Source organism: Sulfitobacter pacificus (assembly GCF_030159975.1).
GTDB lineage: Bacteria > Pseudomonadota > Alphaproteobacteria > Rhodobacterales > Rhodobacteraceae > Sulfitobacter > Sulfitobacter pacificus.
In genome coordinates, this window is sequence record NZ_BSNL01000001.1 from 1,973,841 (window position 1) to 1,990,589 (window position 16,749).

The window sequence follows — 16,749 nt, forward strand, 5'->3', positions numbered from 1 at the left end:
CAGGGGAATATCACAACAATTCACGCAATCCGCCGGGATTTTTGCCAACAGGGCAACAATCGGCCCTTTTCGACAGTGGCCAGCCCACCCATTTCCCGCCTTAAAGTACGGTGCGTTTGCCTTCGATGGGGGCATCCCCCTGCATCAGGGCACCACTGAGGGCGAACCTGGGTTTGCGTGCCTGCCTTGGTTTGCGTTTCTCCGCATAGCCCAGAATGGCACCGGCAGTCAGCCAGGTCAGCGGGGTAAGCGTCGCATTCAGCAACATGTCCATCATCGTAATGCCAAGGATCAGACAAAGCGGCGCGATATAGGGAGAAAGCGTGGCCTCCCCGAATTTGCGCACATAACGCCACATCATAATCAGCGGCAGCGCCAAAAGGCCGAATTCGCAAAGATATCCAACCCAGCCGAAGGTGCCGAAAATGATGATCCAACGCCCGTCCGGGATCGAAATAATCTCACCGGTTTCTGCATCCCGGATCAGGCTGCGCCCCCAGCCCCCCCAGCCAAAGACCGGCTTTTCAGCAGCACGTTCCAGCAGTTGCTCTTCGTTAAAGAACCGATAGCCCAGCGAATGCGCCCGATCTGTACTGATCGCCTCTGCCTGTGCCAGAATCGCATCAAGCGGGATCAGATGGAAATTGCGCAACATCGGGTAGGTCACAGCAACAAATGCAAAAAGCGCGGCAATCCTGATCTGCCAACGCGATGGCAGGAACAGCACAGCAGGTGTCAGCACCAGACCATAGGCAAAGGAAGCCAGACTTTTACACAAGACCAAGAGTATCGCGATATAACCCATCGCGAACAGCAATTGCCGCCGCTGCACTTCCGGGGCGTTGCGAAACAGAGCCGCCGTTGCCAACAGCCCCATGCACACAAACAGGGCAAGCCACAGGCCGTGCGGCAGGAAAACAATGGGCCGGAACCCCCCCGCCCGCATGGTTTGGGCAAAGGAATGCTGGAAAAACCCATAGGTCCAGACGTTGATCTGCGGGCTAAGCCGGATCTCGATCAGCGAAGGGATAGAATAGATCAAGGTTCCAACCATCAGCGCCAAGAGGATTTCGCGCAAACCATCCTCTGACGACAGGAATTGCCGGGCCAGCAGGAACGGCACCACGGTCAACACCTGCGCAATCAGCACCGACCCCACATCGCGCAGCGACTGTCCCGGAAGCGCATCCACCTCAAACACAATCGGATCTGCGCCGCTCAACACCTGAAAAACAATTGGATCTGTGTTGGTCAACACCGTTGGCACCGCACAGAGTATCAACCCAACCACCAAAATCTGAGCAAGTCGCGAGTCGGGCAAGAACCGGACCTTGTGGCGCACCACAAACAGCATGATCAACAGAACCGACAGGTTTGGGATCGACACCTTATCCATGCTGGGCACCAGCGGCAGGTCAAACTCCGTCAATGGGGGCAGGAAAAGATAGCCGCCAAGAATCGACCAGATCAGCGCGCGCTCAACCTTTTGGGTGCGAAACAGCACAAGGCAGACCACTGGCCAGATGGCCAGCATCAAATATGCAAGTCCGTTTCCCATGATTGGTTTTGTCTTTTGCTCCTTGGTGAAGTGTAAATTAGCACTTGGCGCGGGGGCTGTCATCCCGCTAGGTTCGGCAACAGATTGAGACGATCGCCAAGCACAGGACGCCAAGACATTGAATAGCTTCAACAAATTTAAATTTCCCGCTTTCGGCTGCGGCCTATCGGCAACAACACCACGGTTCTTTGCGTTTTGAAATTTGGCAGCATTCCCCATCAGGTCGCGGTCAATACCCCCACGAAACAGGCATTGTTTCAGGCCGTCCGGGATCGACTAAACGCCGGAGAAGGTTTTGCGTTGGCCACGCTGAACCTTGATCACCTGACCAAATTGCCGGTCGATCCCGATTTTCTGGCCGCCTATCGTGCCCATGATCTGGTGGTGGCGGACGGTCGGCCTGTGGTCTGGCTCGCCGCCATGGCAAAGCAGAAGCTGGAATTGATGCCGGGGTCGGACATGATCCTGCCGCTCTGCGCGCTTTGTGCCGAACTGTCAGTGCCGATTGCCTTGGTTGGCAGTTCCGATGATGCACTCGCAGGTGCAGCGGCAGCACTGAAGGAAAAGGTGGCGGGGCTGCGCATCAGCTACACCCATGCCCCGCCCTATGGGTTTGATCCGGCGGGGAAACAGGCGGATGCGATATTCGATGACCTGACGGCCAGCGGGGCAGGCCTGTGTTTCATCGCCCTTGGTGCGCCCAAACAGGAACTCTTTGCCGCGCGGGGACGTGAACGGGCACCGACGGTTGGCTTTGCCTCTATCGGGGCCGGGCTGGATTTCCTGTCAGGCCATCAGGTACGCGCGCCCAAAATCATGCGAATTCTGGCGCTGGAATGGCTGTGGCGGGCATTGCAAAGCCCCATGCGCATGGTGCCGCGCTATGCCAAATGTTTTGCCATCCTGCCGGGATTGATGATGCAGGCGCTGCGGGAACGCTAGTCAGGAGTGATGTTGTTCCAGATAGGCCGTGTATTGATCCGACCCAAGGGCAAACCCTGCACGGATCAACAGCTCCACCCGGTTCCAGCGCCGCGCTTCCAGCGAAAACAATGTGACATCAGGGGTTTGTGACAGCACGGCAGTCCGCGCCGCATCCTCCCCATGTGCCAGATCGCCCGAAAGCAAGGAAGCCGCATCCCGTGCCGCCATGTCACCGGCAAACTTATAGTGTTTGATCACGCCGGTAATATCCGCGCAGCGCACCCCGGCTGACAAATGCGGATGCAGCCCTGGTGCAACCTCTGGTCCGTTAAAAACCAGCGGATGTTTGGTCAGACAGCAGTTTTCGCCAAACGCCTTACCCCGTACCCCGCCAAACATGAATTGAAGCGACGCATTTGAAATGGTGTTTCCCTCCAGCAGCGCGGCAAAGGGAATCTCGACGCTGTGATAGTCAAAGCGATCCAGACGGCTGATGTCGAAATAGGTAAATTCATCCAGCGCATGGGCATAGCTGAAATCCGCAACAGCACTAAGCGGTGCCTTGGGAAACATTTCCAGCATTTGCGCGACCATCGCCGTTGCGCCCTGCCCTTCAAGGTAGCTGACAAGCCCTGTCAGGCCGATCCGCGCGCGCCCTTCAAAATCGAACACTTCGTCCATGTCGATATAAAGACACCAGCGGTTCTGCCCATAGGTCTGGGCCGGATAGGCGCGCAGCAGGTCTTCGTAGCCCGCCAGCGGCAAGGCGCATTGATCAAGGATCACCCCCGGCTCACGGCGCAACCGTTCAATGGTGTCATCTGTAGAACCATTGTCGATAAAGGCAAAATGTTTGATACCCAGCGCGCGGTAATAGTCGAAAAATGCATCCATATAGTAGTTGCCATTGCGCACCAGCACGATGGCCAGCACCTCATCGGCCGGAATTTCCGGTGTCTTCGGCCCGTGCAGATGGCGCAGCGCCTTGTTGAACCGAGCGATGCGGCGGCGTTCGGCGGCACGCTGCCACAGGCGGCGCAGGATATGGGCAGGACTTTTCATAAAGGTCTGATAAGCCAGCCGGCACCCGCGGTCCACTCCCGCACGATGATGCGCTGTTCTTTCCGTTTAAGTTGGGCATTTGCGTCCCATGTTGCAAAGGCGGACGGCCCGGTCGGGTGAGGCAGGATTGTTTTAGCGACATGGCGTAGGATGCATGAAGCGACAAACCCCGTACTCCCCCAGCTGAATTTCAGTTCAAGGCAATTCGGGGAAATATAAGGCGATTCACTACCCGCCAAATGATACAGCCACGGCGATTTAGCTCACACTGGACCTGAATTATACCTCTCTCATCAGGCCAGGAGTACCGCGCAGCATGGCCCGATGTGCAAGGGCCCAAAGCCCTATGCCGGTCTGGGCGCACGGGCCGCAGGTGCCCCGATGGCGTTCGCGGCATCGCGCAGGTCAGGTGTATAAAGTGTTTGCGTCGCTCTGCCTGCATGTTTGGATGCATAAAGTGCGACATCCGCATTGGACAAAAGGTCTTCCATGGATGGGCTTTCGCCGGGTTGAATCCAGACGGTGCCGATGCTGGCAGAAATCCTGCAATCCGTACCATCGTAAGGGATCGGCACCTCCAGCCGTTCGATGATCCGCCGGCCCACGCGGCGCAGGGTGCCTTCGTCACGCACTTCGGGCAGGACAAGCGTAAACTCATCCCCCCCCACCCGCGCGACAAGATCACGACTGCGGGTTTCATCCACCATGATACGCGCCACATGTTGCAGCACATGATCACCCGCGGCATGGCCCAACGTGTCATTCACCGTCTTGAAATAATCCAGATCAATATGCATCACCGCAAAAGAGTTGCTGGCGCTCAACAACCGCGTCAGCACCGTATCCAACGCGCGGCGGTTCTTCAGCCCGGTAAGCGTGTCGGTATAGGCCTGTTCCTCCGCGGCAATCTTGGCCCCCTGCAATTTCGAATTCAGATTATAAGATGCCTCCATTGCCGCGGTCTTGGCTTCGATCAGGTAGAGCATTTCAATGGCCAGATCGGTCGCTGCAAAGTCGGCATTGGTCAGGGCGAAATCCCGCACCCCATCCAGAATGGAGATGCCAAAACTCAGATTGACGATCATCGTACCATCGCCCTCCTTTGCAGGCACCAGCACACCTTTAAACGCGGTATGGGGGGCTGCACGCAGTTTCAGCCGCAGTTTCTGCGGCTCATCCGACATCAGATCCGCCATGCAATTCAATGCGCGGGGACGTTTCACCTCAAAGACTTCAAGAAAGCGTTGCCCGCTCAGCCCCTGCCCTTTGCGCATTTTGCACAGGGTCGGCCCAGCATGCAAAATATGGCCCGAAGGACCAAGGATCAGATGCATCGGACAAAGAACATCCAGCGCTGATACCTCTTTGGCAGAGCTCATGGGACACCCGCCGCAAGGCTAAAGGCGCGGCCTTCGGCAAAATCATTTTCGACCAATGTGATCGAGACCATCTCTGTTCCTGCAGCCCTGCCCTGGGAGTGCTCCAGCAGGGCCAAAGCGCCATAGTCATCGGCCATCGCCCGCAATACCCCCATCATCACATGGCCATACCCTTTGATCGAAGCATCACAAATCAGACTGAAATGCCCGTCGGCACAGACCTGCAATTCGACCTTGGGCAGGATCAGGTCAGGCACCGCAAGCCGCACCCGGTCATCCAGATCATCCAGCGAATGCATGAAATCGACAAAATCGACGCCGCCAAACCGCAATAACCGGCGCACCGCCTCAAAACCGGGGTGGCAGACCAGAAAGGCACCGATGTCTTCCATGATATCACCGCGCGGACGGCCCAACACCTCTTCTGCAGATTGAAGCAGGTCAGGCGTATAAGACCGCGCATAGCGCAGCATGCCCTCAAAGTCGGAAAAATCCAGCCCGGCATTGGTGGTGATCTGTTCCCAGATCGGTCTGCCATAGGTATGGCTGACATATTGTTGAATGCTGCGGTTTATCAGTCCGTGCATGGTCATCTGCTCCCTCATACCCCAGGGAGTTCTAGACCAAGCGGAGTTAACAATTAGCCAATATAGCTGATTTTAGCGATTTCCCGGCCGGTATAGATATGTACGGCCATGGATCAGAAATCAGTCGGTGCGCCGCCTTCGGATTTACGCCGCGCCACAAAATCAGCCAGCTCATCACGGATCGCAATATCCATTTCCGGTGCCTCAAAACTGGTGACAATCTCCTTGAACATGTGATGCGCCCGTTCTGCCGTCCAGACCCCGCCCGCCACTTCCCAGCCCTCATAATTGCGCCAATCCGACAGGAAAGGCTGATAAAACGCCGTGGTGTAGCGGTCTTGGGTGTGCTGGATGCCAAAGAAATGGCCCTGATTGCCGACCGATTTGATCGCGTCCAATGCAATTTCATCCGGTCCCGTTGCGCAAATCTCCGGCTGCATATAGCGCTGGATCTGTTGCAGCACCTCGCAATCCATGATGAACTTTTCAGGGCTTGCGATCAGCCCGCCCTCCAGCCAGCCCGCTGCGTGATAAACCATATTGGTGCCCGATTGCACCGCCGCCCATAGCGAATTCGAGGTTTCCCACATCGCCTGCCCGTCCGGCACATTCGCTGCACATACCCCCGAAGAGCGCAGCGGCAGGTCATAGAACCGCGCCATCTGACCGGTCATTTGAGTGGCCCGCATATATTCCGGCGTGCCAAAGGCCGGTGCACCAGATTTCATATCAACGTTAGAGGTAAAGGTGCCAATCGCCACCGGACAGCCGGGGCGGATGATCTGCGCCAGCACCACCGCGCAGAGCGCCTCTGCCAGCGATTGCGCCACAGCACCCGACATGGTGACCGGTGCCATCGCCCCGGCCAGGGTAAAGGGTGTCACCACCAGCCCCTGCCCGCGCCGCGCCATCCGCATCCAGCCATCCATCATCGGAAAATCATGTTTCAACGGCGAGGTGGAGTTGATGTTGGTGTACATATGCGGCGTGGCGTCGAATTCCTCGTGGGTCAACCCACCGGCGATGCGCACCATCTCCATCACATCCTCGACCCGTTCCGCGCCCAGCGAATAGGCGTGCATCACCTTGTCGGTCAGGGTCAGCTTGTCATAGAGCACATCCAGATGGCGTACGGAGGCATGGACGTCGCAGGGTTCCACCGGATACCCACCGGCAAAATGGATACAGTTGAAATATTGCGTCAGTTTCAGCAGATCCCGGCATTGATCACGGGTGCCCGCCACCTTTCTGCCAATCGCCATATCCCAATAGTTCGGCGGCGAAGACACATTGCCAAACAACAGGTTCTTGCCCCCAACGGTGATTTTGCGCTCCGGGTTGCGCGGGGTCAGGGTAAATTCGGACGGAGCCTTGCCAATCCACTCCATGACAAAGTCGCGCCCCATGCGGACGTTTTCGCCATTGATGGTGCATCCCGCCCTGCGCAAGATCTCTAGCGCCTCGGCGTTCAGGAACTCGATGCCGATCTCTTCCAGAATCCGCATCGCGCCGTCGTGGATCGCGGCAACACCTTCCGGGCCCAATGGTTCGACAGGCCGGTCGATGTTGATCGGCGGGCTCCATGGCATTTGCTCGATAACAGAGGTGCCGCGCCGGTCCTTGGCCCCGGCCCGTCCGCCGCCCCTGGTCCTGCGTTTGCTGGGTCCATCGGTCATATCGCGTCCTCCTGAAACTGATCTCAGAAGGCCTTAAGGCCGCAGCCGCGGCCTTTCCGTTCGCGACGATATCTGTCGTTTTTGAGCGCCGCCCCTCATACGCTACCGGGAAGCGCGTTGCGATCAAGCCATTGAGGCAGATGACCGACATCGGGCAAGACAACATCAGCAAAAGGTGCCAGATCCGCGTGCGAGGCAAGCCCCGTCAGCACGCCAACCGGTATCATCCCTGCCGCCCGTCCCGCGTGCAGATCATGGGTACTATCCCCCACCATCAGTACCTGCGCCGGATCAAGCCCGCATTCCGCAGCAAAGGCCAAAAGCTGTCCCGGTGCCGGTTTACCGCCATGTCCCGAATCATAACCTGCAATGAAATCAAACAAATCACCGATGCCTGCCTGTGCCAGATGGGCCCGCGCCGGCTTTTCTGCATCATTGGTCGCCACGCCAAGACGCAGACCGCGCGCACGAAAGCCGCGCAACAAGGGTTCCAGCGGCGCGGCTTGCGTTTGTGGGGCCAGTTCCGCCTCATCGTTCAATTCGGTCATCAGTTCTTCAATCGTCAGATGCTGACAGAAGGGATGCAGGGCCGCGCCTACTTCGCCTGCGGTGCTGGCGATAACCAGACTGGTTGGGGCGAAGGTCTTTTGCTGCATGTCAAATCCGATGACTTCGCCGATCTCGGCCGCCTTGACCGCATCCCCGTTCGAAAGCCGCATCAAAAATGCACTTGCCCATGCTGCCCAAGTGGCCGCGAAATCAAATAATGTGCCGTCTTTGTCAAACACGATCCCGGTGATGTTTGCCGCTGTAGTTCTTGTCATGTCCAATTCACCTGTTCCCCGCCCGGCAATGCCGCACGTGCCTGCATAATTCTCTCGTAAGGTATTGTGTGTGCGTCACAAAACCGGATCACCCAAGCATCATCCATCATCAGAAAATCCAGCACCGCCCCAAGGAACAAAGGATCATCCGCACGGGCGCGGATGTCTGCCTCTGACACCCCTGTGCTGCCCTGAAACACCGGCATCAGGTCTTCATCCCCCACCAACCAGCCCAATACCTGCAGGGCAAGGGTTTCGGCGGAGTCTTGCGCTTTTTGCATCATGTCATTCCGTTTTTAAGACTTATGGAAACGCTTTGTTAACCAATAGCCGCAAAGACTGCGCCATGAAATGTGAAACTCTTTTTACGAGGGAAGGCGATATGCGTGCAGGGTAAAATCCTCATTGTCGATGCGATTGCGACTAACCGGATCGTTCTTAAGGTCAAACTGAGAAAAGCCTTTTATGACGTTAGCTATGCCACAGGCATGGTCGAGGCAGTCAAGGCTGTGCGCTCGGATCTGCCTGATCTGGTGATTTGTGCATTTGCGCTGCCCGACGGTGGGGCCGCCGCCCTGCGACGCGCGCTGGCGACCCATGTATCAACCGACCATATTCCGGTCATCGCCATTGGCCAGCAGGAAGACGCCGCGGAGCGCATGACTGCGCTGGAGGCCGGTGTGCATGATGTTCTGTCGCAACCGGTTGATGAAACGCTGCTGTTGGGGCGTGTGCGCAGCCTGATCCGCGCCCATAACACCACCGCCGAATGGCGCATGCGCGAGGACACCTGCCGCGCCCTTGGACTGGCGGAACCCGAAGTGGAATTTGAGGAACAATGCCGCTGTGTTCTGGTGGGTTCGGACACCCCGCAATTACAGAAGTTCGCTGCGCACCTGCGCCCTGTCTTGCGCGCCAAACTGGTCCTGTCCAGTACGGCCACATTGATGCGGGAGATCACCATTGACGCCCTGCCAGATGTATTCGTGCTGGTCCTGCCGAAAGATTGCAACGCGGCGATGGAGGACCTGCGCCTGATCTCGACCCTGCGGGCCAATGCAAGTGCCCACCACACGGGGGTTATCGTGCTGCAAACCACACCGGACGCCGGATTGGGGGCGCATGCGCTTGATCTGGGTGCGGATGATTTGATGACCTATGGCTTTGACGCTGCCGAATTGGCGCTGCGGATCAAGGCGGTGATGCGCCGCAAACGGATGGGCGAACAATTGCGCGCCAGTGTGCGCACCGGACTACAAGCAGCGGTGTTTGATCCCCTGACCGGGCTTTACAACCGCCGCTACGCCATGCCCCATCTTGAACGTATTTCTGATCACGCCCGCAAGACAGGCCGGACTTTTGCCGTCATGGTGGCGGATCTGGACCATTTCAAACAGATTAACGATGCCTACGGACACAGTTCCGGCGATGCGGTGCTGGTCGAAGTGGCCAATCGGCTGCGCGGTTCGTTACGCAGTTCCGATATGGTTGCGCGGATAGGCGGGGAGGAATTTCTAATGATCATGCCGGCCACCGATTTGGCAGAATCGCAGAAGGCCGCCCTGCGCATTTGCGGTGATATCTCGGCCAAACCGTTTGTTGTACCGGGCAGTGCCGCCGCAATCTCTGTAACCGTCAGCATCGGTATGGCCATTGGCGGCAGCCGTTCCCGCCCCGAGGAAGTTCAGCAGGAAAACGGTCTAAGCCTTCTGGAGGAAGCGGACAGTGCGCTATATGCCGCCAAAGGCCGGGGCCGAAATCAGGTCAATCTGGGCCGTCCCGCAGCCTGAACCGCAAGATCACCTGCCAGCCCCAAATCTCTCCAGTAAACATTTCTACCTACACGCAGAAATGTTCCCCTGAAGCGCAACACTACGCGATTCAGGGGACCTGGTACCCTGAACCCGGTTCTTGGAAGCATCAGACCGCTCTTTTCCCTATCGTCGCAATGCTGACCGAGACACCAGATCGACAAAAACACATGCTTTGGCAAGGACCTGCCGCCACGCTGGGAGAGCAGTCGTCGACAAAAAACAAACACGAACATATAGATAGATGTGTTTCCTTCTGCTGCCCTGCCCTATGCACGACGTTAAATTCTTGCGTTTCCAGCCGATATCAACCAAAGGTTGCAAGCGTGAGGCGATTTATCTACGCTTCTTTCATGATCCAAGACCGGCCCATCATCGGCATCTCCTTAATGCTCGGGTTTTGCCTGCTTGCGCCTTTGGCTGATGCGATTGCAAAAACCCTTGGTACATCTGTCCCGCTTGGGCAGGTTGTGATGATCCGTTTTGCGTTGCAGGTGGCCATTCTACTCCCCTTGGTTTGGGTTTCCGGTCGCGTCTGGCGCGTTCAGGGGCAGGTTTTCTGGCTGGTGCTGGCCCGGACAGTCCTGCACATCACAGGCATTGCGACCATGTTCACGGCACTCACCTATCTGCCTCTGGCAGATGCGGTTGCCATCGCATTTGTCATGCCCTTCTTCATGCTGATCCTTGGCAGATTTGTTCTAAAAGAGGAAGTTGGCGCGCGGCGGATGATCGCCTGTCTGGTCGGATTTATCGGTACGCTGTTCGTTGTCCAGCCCAGTTTCGTCACCGTCGGTTGGCCCGCCTTGCTGCCGGTCGCAGTTGCGGCGAATTTCGCAGTCTTCATGCTGATCACCCGCCAAATCGCAAAAAAGACCGACCCGATCAGCCTTCAGGCTGTCAGCGGCGTGATGGCAATCGTGATCATGATCCCCTTTCTGGCCCTGGGCAGCCTTTGGGAAATCCCCGCACTTGAAATTACCAGCCCAACCATTAGACAGTGGAATTTGCTTCTAGGGTTGGGGGTTTTGGGCACCATTGCACATTTGTTGATGACTTGGTCCCTGCGCTTTGCCCCGTCCGCAACACTTGCGCCCATGCAATATCTGGAAATTCCCTTTGCGACATTGCTTGGCCTGCTGATCTTTGGTGAATTTCCCAATGTGCTGGCCTGTGTCGGGATTGCGATCACCATCATCGCGGGGCTTTACGTTATTCTACGCGAGCGTTCCATCGCGCGCACTCTGGCTGCGCAAGAGCTGATACAAGCGCCGGCATAAGTCGGCGCGGCAGGATCAGCAGCATCGCCGGGGTCTGCATCTCCAGAATCATCGGCCCCTTGGCCCGGTTTGAAGTTCCGATGCGCGTCAAAGGGCCAAACTCCAACCCTTGAATGGGCCATTCCAACCCCGCACTGCGCCCCGCTACCGGCCCAAGCGGAAACAGGGAAACGGTGTCACCCGCCTGTGTCGGCAAGCACACCTTGGGGGGGGCCAGACACACCACCTCATCTTGCCCCAACAAAACACAGGGCTGCGCGCGACAGGCGGCAAGCGTGTGGAAGGCGGCCAGCTGGTGATCCACCCGTCCCCCCAGAAACCCGACCCCGACAACAACCGGTGCCGCAACCCGGCTTAGTGCTTTCTCGAAATCGGTGCTGTCTTGCTCCGCGATGCGGTGGCACCGATCCGCAGGGATGCGCGCCAGATCTTCTTGTCTCAGGGAATCAAAGTCGCCAATCACCGCCGCCAGCTCTGCCCCCGCCTGCAGGGCCAATGCCGCGCCGCCATCCACAGCGACACAAACAGGGGCCAGCGTTAACGCTTCTGCTAGGTCCTGCGGCGTAGCCTCCCCCCCACCAACCAAGGTAACGGGGTTAGAACTGTGAACAATGGGGTCAAAACTTGGCAATTACCCGCCTTTTCGGAAACTCATCACATTCTCGCCACGAAATGATACGGTGCAGGGCACAGATTCGGGCCGCTTTGGTCTTGGATATCGTGGTAAACGGTAAATTAGAAAACCGCAGAGGACGAGCATCCGATGATGAATAATAACAAAATTCTTACGGTCTCCTATGGCACATTTTCGTGCACGCTGGAGGGATTTGACGATTCCTTCGGCACGATGAAGGCTATTGCAGAGTATTTTAGAGATCTTGCCGCCGATGACCGGTATTTCGGTGCAGAGCCGCCACAGCCCGACGCTGATATGCTGGCACGCATCGCACAGAAAGAAGTGTCGCGCCGGGTTCAGGCCCGTGAGCAAGATGGCAAAATTGTCCTCAGCGCCATCGAAGATCAAGCCGCCGCTGCACCGCTTGCTGCTGCCGCGATCACATCCGAGCCGTCCAACGCACCCGCTGAGGTCGAACCCGTGGCCGCGACCCCGGCGAAAACCCCCGCTGTTGAGGTGAGCACAGCCGCCTCCGATGTGGTGATGCCAGAACCGGAAGCTCCTCAGGCCGTCACCGTTGAGGAACCTGCGCCGCTCGCCCCCACCACCGTTGCCGAAACATTGGCGGCACCAGACGACACGTCGGAAGCCGACGCGGATGCGCCGCAGGCCGAAGAGGACAAAGTAGCAGTTGCCGCAGAAGCAAGCGCCGCCGCAGAGCCGGAATTCATCGAAGACGAAAATGATATCGTCCCCGGTCAGCCCGACTCCGAGGTCGAGGCCTTCTTTGCTGAAAGCAACAAGGTCGCGCATCTGCCAATGGAAGAGGATGAAATCGAAGCCGACAACGCCCCCGCCGCGCCGCAGATCACTGCGGTCGAAGCAGAAGACGTTGCCCCGGCAAAGGCCCCGGCCCCGGACAGCATCGCCGCCAAACTGCAGCGCATTCGCGCGGTTGTTGCGCAGCATGAGGAAGACGATGAAGAAGATGACTACCTTGAGGACGAACATGCAGAGGCGGAACCCGCCAATGGCCCCTCGGCGGATGATGTAATCGCAGATGCCCGCGCCGACATCGAAGAGGCGCTGGACGCCGATGATGCGATCATTGCAGAGGCAGAAACAGCCACCGCTGAGGATGCGTCTGAAGAGGACGACGTCAGCGCGATCCTTAGCCGGTTGAAGAACACCGCAGGTGTCAAGGCGGCAGATGTCACAGCGAAGGTTTCCGAACCTCTTGAGGATCTGTCTTTGGCCGATGTGGAAGACACATCCGAAGAGGCAAGTGTAGAAGATACCGTCAGCAATCTGTTCGACAGCGAAGCAGGGTTGCACGCAGAGACACCCGCGACAGCGGCACCGGCTGAGGGTTCTGAGCCACAGGCGAATCCGGCAACTGCTGCGGATGAAAACGAGACAGGAGAAGCGGCAGAAGCCGTCAAACCGGCCCCCCGTGCTCGGGTGATCAAGGTCAAACGCGCCGATCTTGAAGCCGCAATTGATAAGGGTGACCTTGAAGAATACGGCGATGACGCGGAGGAAACCTCGACGGAAGAGGCAAAAGCCCCGGCGGCTCCAAAACTTGACGACCTTGCCCCCTCGCGCGGCAAGAAAGAAAGCACCCTCTCCGAAGAGGACGCCGCCGAACTGGCCCGCGAGCTGGCCGAGTTGGAACAAGAAAATAACATTTCTGACCAAGAGGATACGCCCGCTGAGGCACCGCTGCGCCGTTCAGAGGCCGCACGCCACTCCCTGCCTGCAATCGATGAAACCACTGAAACAGATGTGAACCGCCTGCTGGCCGAAACCGATCATCAAATGGACGAGCCCGGCAGCGCGACCCGCCGCGATGCCTTTGCCCATCTGCGTGCCGCCGTCGCCGCCAAAAAGGCCGATGTGGCCATGGGTGGCAAAGGTCAGGATGCGGAAGGTGACGGGGCTTACCGCGAGGATCTGGCGGAAGTGGTGCGTCCGCGCCGCCCGACCAGCACCACAGCACGCACCGAACGCCCCGGCGAATCCCGTCCGGCACCGCTGAAACTGGTAGCCGAACAGCGTATCGATGTTCAAAAAACCGCTGCGAACGCAGGCCCCGTGCGCCCCCGCCGCATTGCCGCAGCCGCCGAAGAGGTACTGCCAGCCGCGGATGGCGAAAGCTTTACCGATTTTGCCGCAGAGATGGGGGCATCGACCCTGCCTCAGCTTCTGGAAGCGGCAGCCGCCTATATGTCCTTTGTCGAAGGCCGCGATCAGTTCTCGCGCCCGCAATTGATGACAAAGGTACGTCAGGCCGGCGTTCCCGAAGGCTTCAGCCGCGAAGAGGGCTTGCGTTCTTTCGGTCAGCTGCTGCGGGCTGGCAAGATCGAGAAAATCAAAGGCGGCCGGTTTACGGTTTCCGATGATATCGGCTATCGCCCGGATGAGCGGGCCGCCGGATAACACAAGTCAACGTTGTGTAACGAGTACTGGGGTCACTCCGTCAGGAGTGACCCCTTTTTTCGTTGGCGCGGGGGCCTGAAAGATCAGGTCAGTCTTTTCGCGGTGAATGAAAAATCAACCGGTTCCCGTTTGGATCGGAAATCGACATATCTTCTCCCCAAGGCTGCTCTTGAATGCCCGGGCGCGCGTTTTTATAGGCTTTACCGTTCAATTCTCTGGCATAGGCCCGCAGGTCTTCGACTTCGATGCGTAGCGATGCACCCGGTGCGGCATCACCGAAATGCTCCGAAAGGTGCAAGACACAAGTCCCTTTCGCAACGCCCATGTAAAGCGGTGTACCCGGCGCGAAACGATGCTCGAATTCCACGGAAAATCCAAGAAAATCAACATAGAATTCCCGGGTCACAGCTTCATCGAAGCTGCGCAGTATCGGGATGGGTGGCTTCATTCTTCGGCTTCGGGATCGGCCTGCCCCACCCCTTTAAAAATGCTCTTAAGCGGCAGCACCCAAGCAACGCCAAGCCCTACATAGACAAGCAGCTCAATCAGGATCGAGGGCCGCTCGAACAGCGCCACGATATTGACCGCGACCACCACATAAAGCGGCATGGCCACCAGCAGGATCACCAGTGACCAACGTCTGCGTGCTTTGTAACTCAGTGCCACGGGGGGCCTCCGATCAATCCGAAAACGGGTCTGTCACCAGAATGGTGTCTTCGCGCTCCGGTGAAGTGGAAAGTAGCGCAACCGGGCAATCAATCAACTCTTCCACGCGGCGCACATATTTGATCGCCTCCGCCGGCAGATCCGCCCAGCTGCGCGCGCCTTCGGTGGATTGCGACCAGCCCGGCATTTCCTCATAAATCGGTGTGCAACGGGCCTGCTGATCCGCCGCGGTGGGCAGATACTCAAGACGCGTACCGTCCAATTCATAACCGACACAGATCTTCAGGGTCTCGAAACCATCCAGCACGTCCAGCTTGGTGAAGGCAATGCCGTTCACGCCAGAGGTGGCACAGGTCTGACGCACCAGCACCGCATCAAACCAGCCACAGCGGCGTTTGCGGCCTGTGTTGGTGCCAAATTCATGTCCCCGCTCGCCCAGACGCTGACCATCCGCATCATCCAGTTCAGCCGGAAACGGCCCCTCACCCACCCGTGTGGTATAGGCTTTGACGATGCCCAGCACAAAATCGATGGTACCCGGCCCTACGCCAGTGCCGGTCGCCGCCTGACCTGCAATCACATTCGAGGAGGTCACAAAAGGATAAGTCCCGAAATCAATGTCCAGCAAAGAACCCTGCGCCCCTTCAAACAGGATGCGCTTGCCGGCTTTGCGCTTTTCATTCAGCACCTTCCAGACCGGTGCGGCATATTCCAGAATCGCTGGCGCAATCTCGCGCAGGCTTGCCAACAAGGCATCCCGGTCGACCGGCTCAAGCCCAAGACCCCGGCGCAGCGCATCATGATGCACCAACGCGCGATCCACCCGCAATTCCAGTGTTGCATCATCTGCCAGATCCGCCACACGTACCGACCGGCGCCCGACCTTATCCTCATAGGCCGGCCCAATGCCGCGCCCGGTTGTGCCAATCTTGGCCACAGAATTCTGCGCCTCGCGCGCACGGTCCAATTCACCATGGATCGGCAGGATCAAGGGTGTGTTTTCTGCAATCATCAAAGTCTCGGGGGACACAATCACGCCCTGCGTGCGAATCTGCTCAATCTCCTTCAACAAATGCCAGGGGTCCAACACCACGCCATTGCCAATCACTGACAGCTTACCGCCACGCACGATGCCCGATGGCAATGCCGCAAGTTTGAACACCTCACCATCAATCACCAAAGTATGGCCCGCATTATGCCCGCCCTGAAAACGCGCAATGACATCGGCCCTTTCCGACAGCCAGTCGACAATTTTGCCTTTTCCTTCGTCGCCCCATTGGGCCCCGACAACAACGACATTGGCCATAATGCTCTTTCCTTTGCAGATTACCGCGCCCGTCATAGCGGCCCCAACCGGGCCGTTAAACAGCAAAACGCACCCTTGCCCCTCTTTTTGGCCTTATATACTGTCTGCACCCTCCACACGCGCAAACAGTAGACTTTCACCACCGCGCCGCGCTAGGCATCCCCAAACCGCAACAAGGACACTCTCATGGGCTTTATCCTGCGCTGGCTCTGCGCCTTTCTTCTCTTGGCCGCCACCTTCAACCCCACCCAGTATAACTACGTCTCATGGGTGCGCAGCTACGGCGATGACAACCTCTCCATCGCCGTCCTTGCCGGGTTGATCCTGTGCATCGGCTATATCATCTATCTGCGCGCCACCCTGCGTTCGATCGGCGCTTTGGGCATGATGCTGGTGATGGCTGTGGTCGGTGCCTGCCTTTGGGTCCTCTATGATTTCGAAGTCTTGCGACTGGATGATGCCACATTCAACCTCTGGCTCGGGCTGGCTGCACTCAGCTTTGTTCTGGGAATCGGCCTCAGCTGGAGCCATGTGCGCCGCGCCCTCTCCGGTCAGGCCGATATGGATGATGTCGACGAATAGCGGGACGGCGGGCGGGGCGATTTGGCCCTTGGCCAACAG

At 57.9% G+C, this 16,749-nt stretch carries 16 protein-coding genes; 5 read left to right on the top strand and 11 right to left on the bottom strand.

Going from position 1 to position 16,749, the window contains the following annotated elements; all coding sequences use genetic code 11:
• Positions 1 to 100: 100 nt before the first annotated feature.
• Positions 101 to 1,558, bottom strand: coding sequence for a hypothetical protein (locus tag QQL78_RS09830; RefSeq protein ID WP_284372962.1), 1,458 nt, complete (start codon positions 1,556 to 1,558; stop codon positions 101 to 103).
• A 195-nt stretch (positions 1,559 to 1,753) separates the two neighbouring features.
• Here QQL78_RS09830 and QQL78_RS09835 point away from each other — a divergent pair, with 195 nt between their 5' ends.
• Positions 1,754 to 2,500, top strand: coding sequence for a WecB/TagA/CpsF family glycosyltransferase (locus QQL78_RS09835; protein ID WP_284372964.1), 747 nt, complete (start codon positions 1,754 to 1,756; stop codon positions 2,498 to 2,500).
• Here the strand turns inward: QQL78_RS09835 and QQL78_RS09840 are convergent, their stop codons facing one another.
• The 6 genes from QQL78_RS09840 to QQL78_RS09865 form a co-directional block, all read right to left on the bottom strand.
• Positions 2,501 to 3,544: a glycosyltransferase family 2 protein gene (locus QQL78_RS09840; RefSeq protein WP_284372966.1), complete on the bottom strand. Its 1,044-nt coding sequence runs from the start codon at positions 3,542 to 3,544 to the stop codon at positions 2,501 to 2,503.
• 344 nt (positions 3,545 to 3,888) lie between these two features.
• The gene (locus QQL78_RS09845; protein WP_284372968.1) at positions 3,889 to 4,923 is read right to left on the bottom strand and encodes a GGDEF domain-containing protein; all 1,035 of its coding nucleotides are present in this window, start codon (positions 4,921 to 4,923) and stop codon (positions 3,889 to 3,891) included.
• A complete protein-coding gene (locus QQL78_RS09850; RefSeq protein ID WP_284372970.1) occupies positions 4,920 to 5,510 on the bottom strand; it encodes a heme NO-binding domain-containing protein in 591 nt (196 codons plus the stop codon). Before QQL78_RS09850 ends, QQL78_RS09845 begins: the two co-directional genes overlap by 4 nt.
• A gap of 113 nt (positions 5,511 to 5,623) precedes the next feature.
• Entirely contained in the window at positions 5,624 to 7,186 is a 1,563-nt protein-coding gene (locus QQL78_RS09855) for a trimethylamine methyltransferase family protein (RefSeq protein ID WP_284372972.1), read from the bottom strand.
• 95 nt (positions 7,187 to 7,281) lie between these two features.
• Positions 7,282 to 8,010: an HAD family hydrolase gene (locus QQL78_RS09860; protein WP_284372973.1), complete on the bottom strand. Its 729-nt coding sequence runs from the start codon at positions 8,008 to 8,010 to the stop codon at positions 7,282 to 7,284.
• Positions 8,007 to 8,291, bottom strand: a complete 285-nt coding sequence (locus tag QQL78_RS09865; RefSeq protein WP_284372975.1) for a DUF3572 domain-containing protein — start codon at positions 8,289 to 8,291, stop codon at positions 8,007 to 8,009. Before QQL78_RS09865 ends, QQL78_RS09860 begins: the two co-directional genes overlap by 4 nt.
• Positions 8,292 to 8,396: 105 nt before the next feature.
• Here QQL78_RS09865 and QQL78_RS09870 point away from each other — a divergent pair, with 105 nt between their 5' ends.
• Both QQL78_RS09870 and QQL78_RS09875 read left to right on the top strand, forming a co-directional pair.
• Positions 8,397 to 9,800, top strand: a complete 1,404-nt coding sequence (locus QQL78_RS09870; protein WP_284372977.1) for a diguanylate cyclase — start codon at positions 8,397 to 8,399, stop codon at positions 9,798 to 9,800.
• Positions 9,801 to 10,174: 374 nt separating this feature from the next.
• The gene (locus QQL78_RS09875) at positions 10,175 to 11,101 is read left to right on the top strand and encodes a DMT family transporter (RefSeq protein WP_284375525.1); all 927 of its coding nucleotides are present in this window, start codon (positions 10,175 to 10,177) and stop codon (positions 11,099 to 11,101) included.
• Here QQL78_RS09875 and QQL78_RS09880 read toward each other — a convergent pair.
• Complete coding sequence (locus tag QQL78_RS09880) at positions 11,034 to 11,732, bottom strand: thiamine diphosphokinase (RefSeq protein WP_284372979.1); 699 nt, start codon at positions 11,730 to 11,732, stop codon at positions 11,034 to 11,036. The genes QQL78_RS09875 and QQL78_RS09880 overlap by 68 nt on opposite strands.
• A 135-nt stretch (positions 11,733 to 11,867) precedes the next feature.
• On the opposite strand from QQL78_RS09880, the gene QQL78_RS09885 reads away from it, so the two are divergent.
• Complete coding sequence (locus QQL78_RS09885) at positions 11,868 to 14,156, top strand: hypothetical protein (protein ID WP_284372981.1); 2,289 nt, start codon at positions 11,868 to 11,870, stop codon at positions 14,154 to 14,156.
• Between the two features lie 88 nt (positions 14,157 to 14,244).
• Here QQL78_RS09885 and QQL78_RS09890 read toward each other — a convergent pair whose 3' ends face one another.
• The 3 genes from QQL78_RS09890 to QQL78_RS09900 are packed head-to-tail and all read right to left on the bottom strand — an operon-like array spanning position 14,245 to position 16,128.
• Positions 14,245 to 14,604 (bottom strand): glyoxalase superfamily protein, encoded by a 360-nt coding sequence (locus QQL78_RS09890; RefSeq protein WP_284372985.1) that lies wholly within the window; start codon positions 14,602 to 14,604, stop codon positions 14,245 to 14,247.
• On the bottom strand, positions 14,601 to 14,822 hold the full coding sequence (locus tag QQL78_RS09895; RefSeq protein ID WP_284372987.1) for a DUF2842 domain-containing protein: 222 nt from the start codon (positions 14,820 to 14,822) through the stop codon (positions 14,601 to 14,603). The genes QQL78_RS09890 and QQL78_RS09895 overlap by 4 nt, the downstream gene beginning before the upstream one ends.
• A 13-nt stretch (positions 14,823 to 14,835) precedes the next feature.
• Complete coding sequence (locus QQL78_RS09900; protein WP_284372989.1) at positions 14,836 to 16,128, bottom strand: adenylosuccinate synthase; 1,293 nt, start codon at positions 16,126 to 16,128, stop codon at positions 14,836 to 14,838.
• A 186-nt stretch (positions 16,129 to 16,314) separates the two neighbouring features.
• Between QQL78_RS09900 and QQL78_RS09905 the strand changes: the two genes are divergently transcribed.
• Positions 16,315 to 16,710, top strand: coding sequence for a DUF6524 family protein (locus QQL78_RS09905; RefSeq protein ID WP_284372990.1), 396 nt, complete (start codon positions 16,315 to 16,317; stop codon positions 16,708 to 16,710).
• The last annotated feature ends 39 nt before the right edge of the window (positions 16,711 to 16,749 follow it).

Coding starts and splice junctions, on each gene's coding strand:
- QQL78_RS09830 (WP_284372962.1), bottom strand. CDS start 1,558: ATGGGAAACGGACTTGCATATTTGATGCTGGCCATCTGGCCAGTGGTC.
- QQL78_RS09840 (WP_284372966.1), bottom strand. CDS start 3,544: ATGAAAAGTCCTGCCCATATCCTGCGCCGCCTGTGGCAGCGTGCCGCC.
- QQL78_RS09845 (WP_284372968.1), bottom strand. CDS start 4,923: ATGAGCTCTGCCAAAGAGGTATCAGCGCTGGATGTTCTTTGTCCGATG.
- QQL78_RS09850 (WP_284372970.1), bottom strand. CDS start 5,510: ATGCACGGACTGATAAACCGCAGCATTCAACAATATGTCAGCCATACC.
- QQL78_RS09855 (WP_284372972.1), bottom strand. CDS start 7,186: ATGACCGATGGACCCAGCAAACGCAGGACCAGGGGCGGCGGACGGGCC.
- QQL78_RS09860 (WP_284372973.1), bottom strand. CDS start 8,010: ATGACAAGAACTACAGCGGCAAACATCACCGGGATCGTGTTTGACAAA.
- QQL78_RS09865 (WP_284372975.1), bottom strand. CDS start 8,291: ATGCAAAAAGCGCAAGACTCCGCCGAAACCCTTGCCCTGCAGGTATTG.
- QQL78_RS09875 (WP_284375525.1), top strand. CDS start 10,175: ATGATCCAAGACCGGCCCATCATCGGCATCTCCTTAATGCTCGGGTTT.
- QQL78_RS09885 (WP_284372981.1), top strand. CDS start 11,868: ATGAATAATAACAAAATTCTTACGGTCTCCTATGGCACATTTTCGTGC.
- QQL78_RS09890 (WP_284372985.1), bottom strand. CDS start 14,604: ATGAAGCCACCCATCCCGATACTGCGCAGCTTCGATGAAGCTGTGACC.
- QQL78_RS09900 (WP_284372989.1), bottom strand. CDS start 16,128: ATGGCCAATGTCGTTGTTGTCGGGGCCCAATGGGGCGACGAAGGAAAA.
- QQL78_RS09905 (WP_284372990.1), top strand. CDS start 16,315: ATGGGCTTTATCCTGCGCTGGCTCTGCGCCTTTCTTCTCTTGGCCGCC.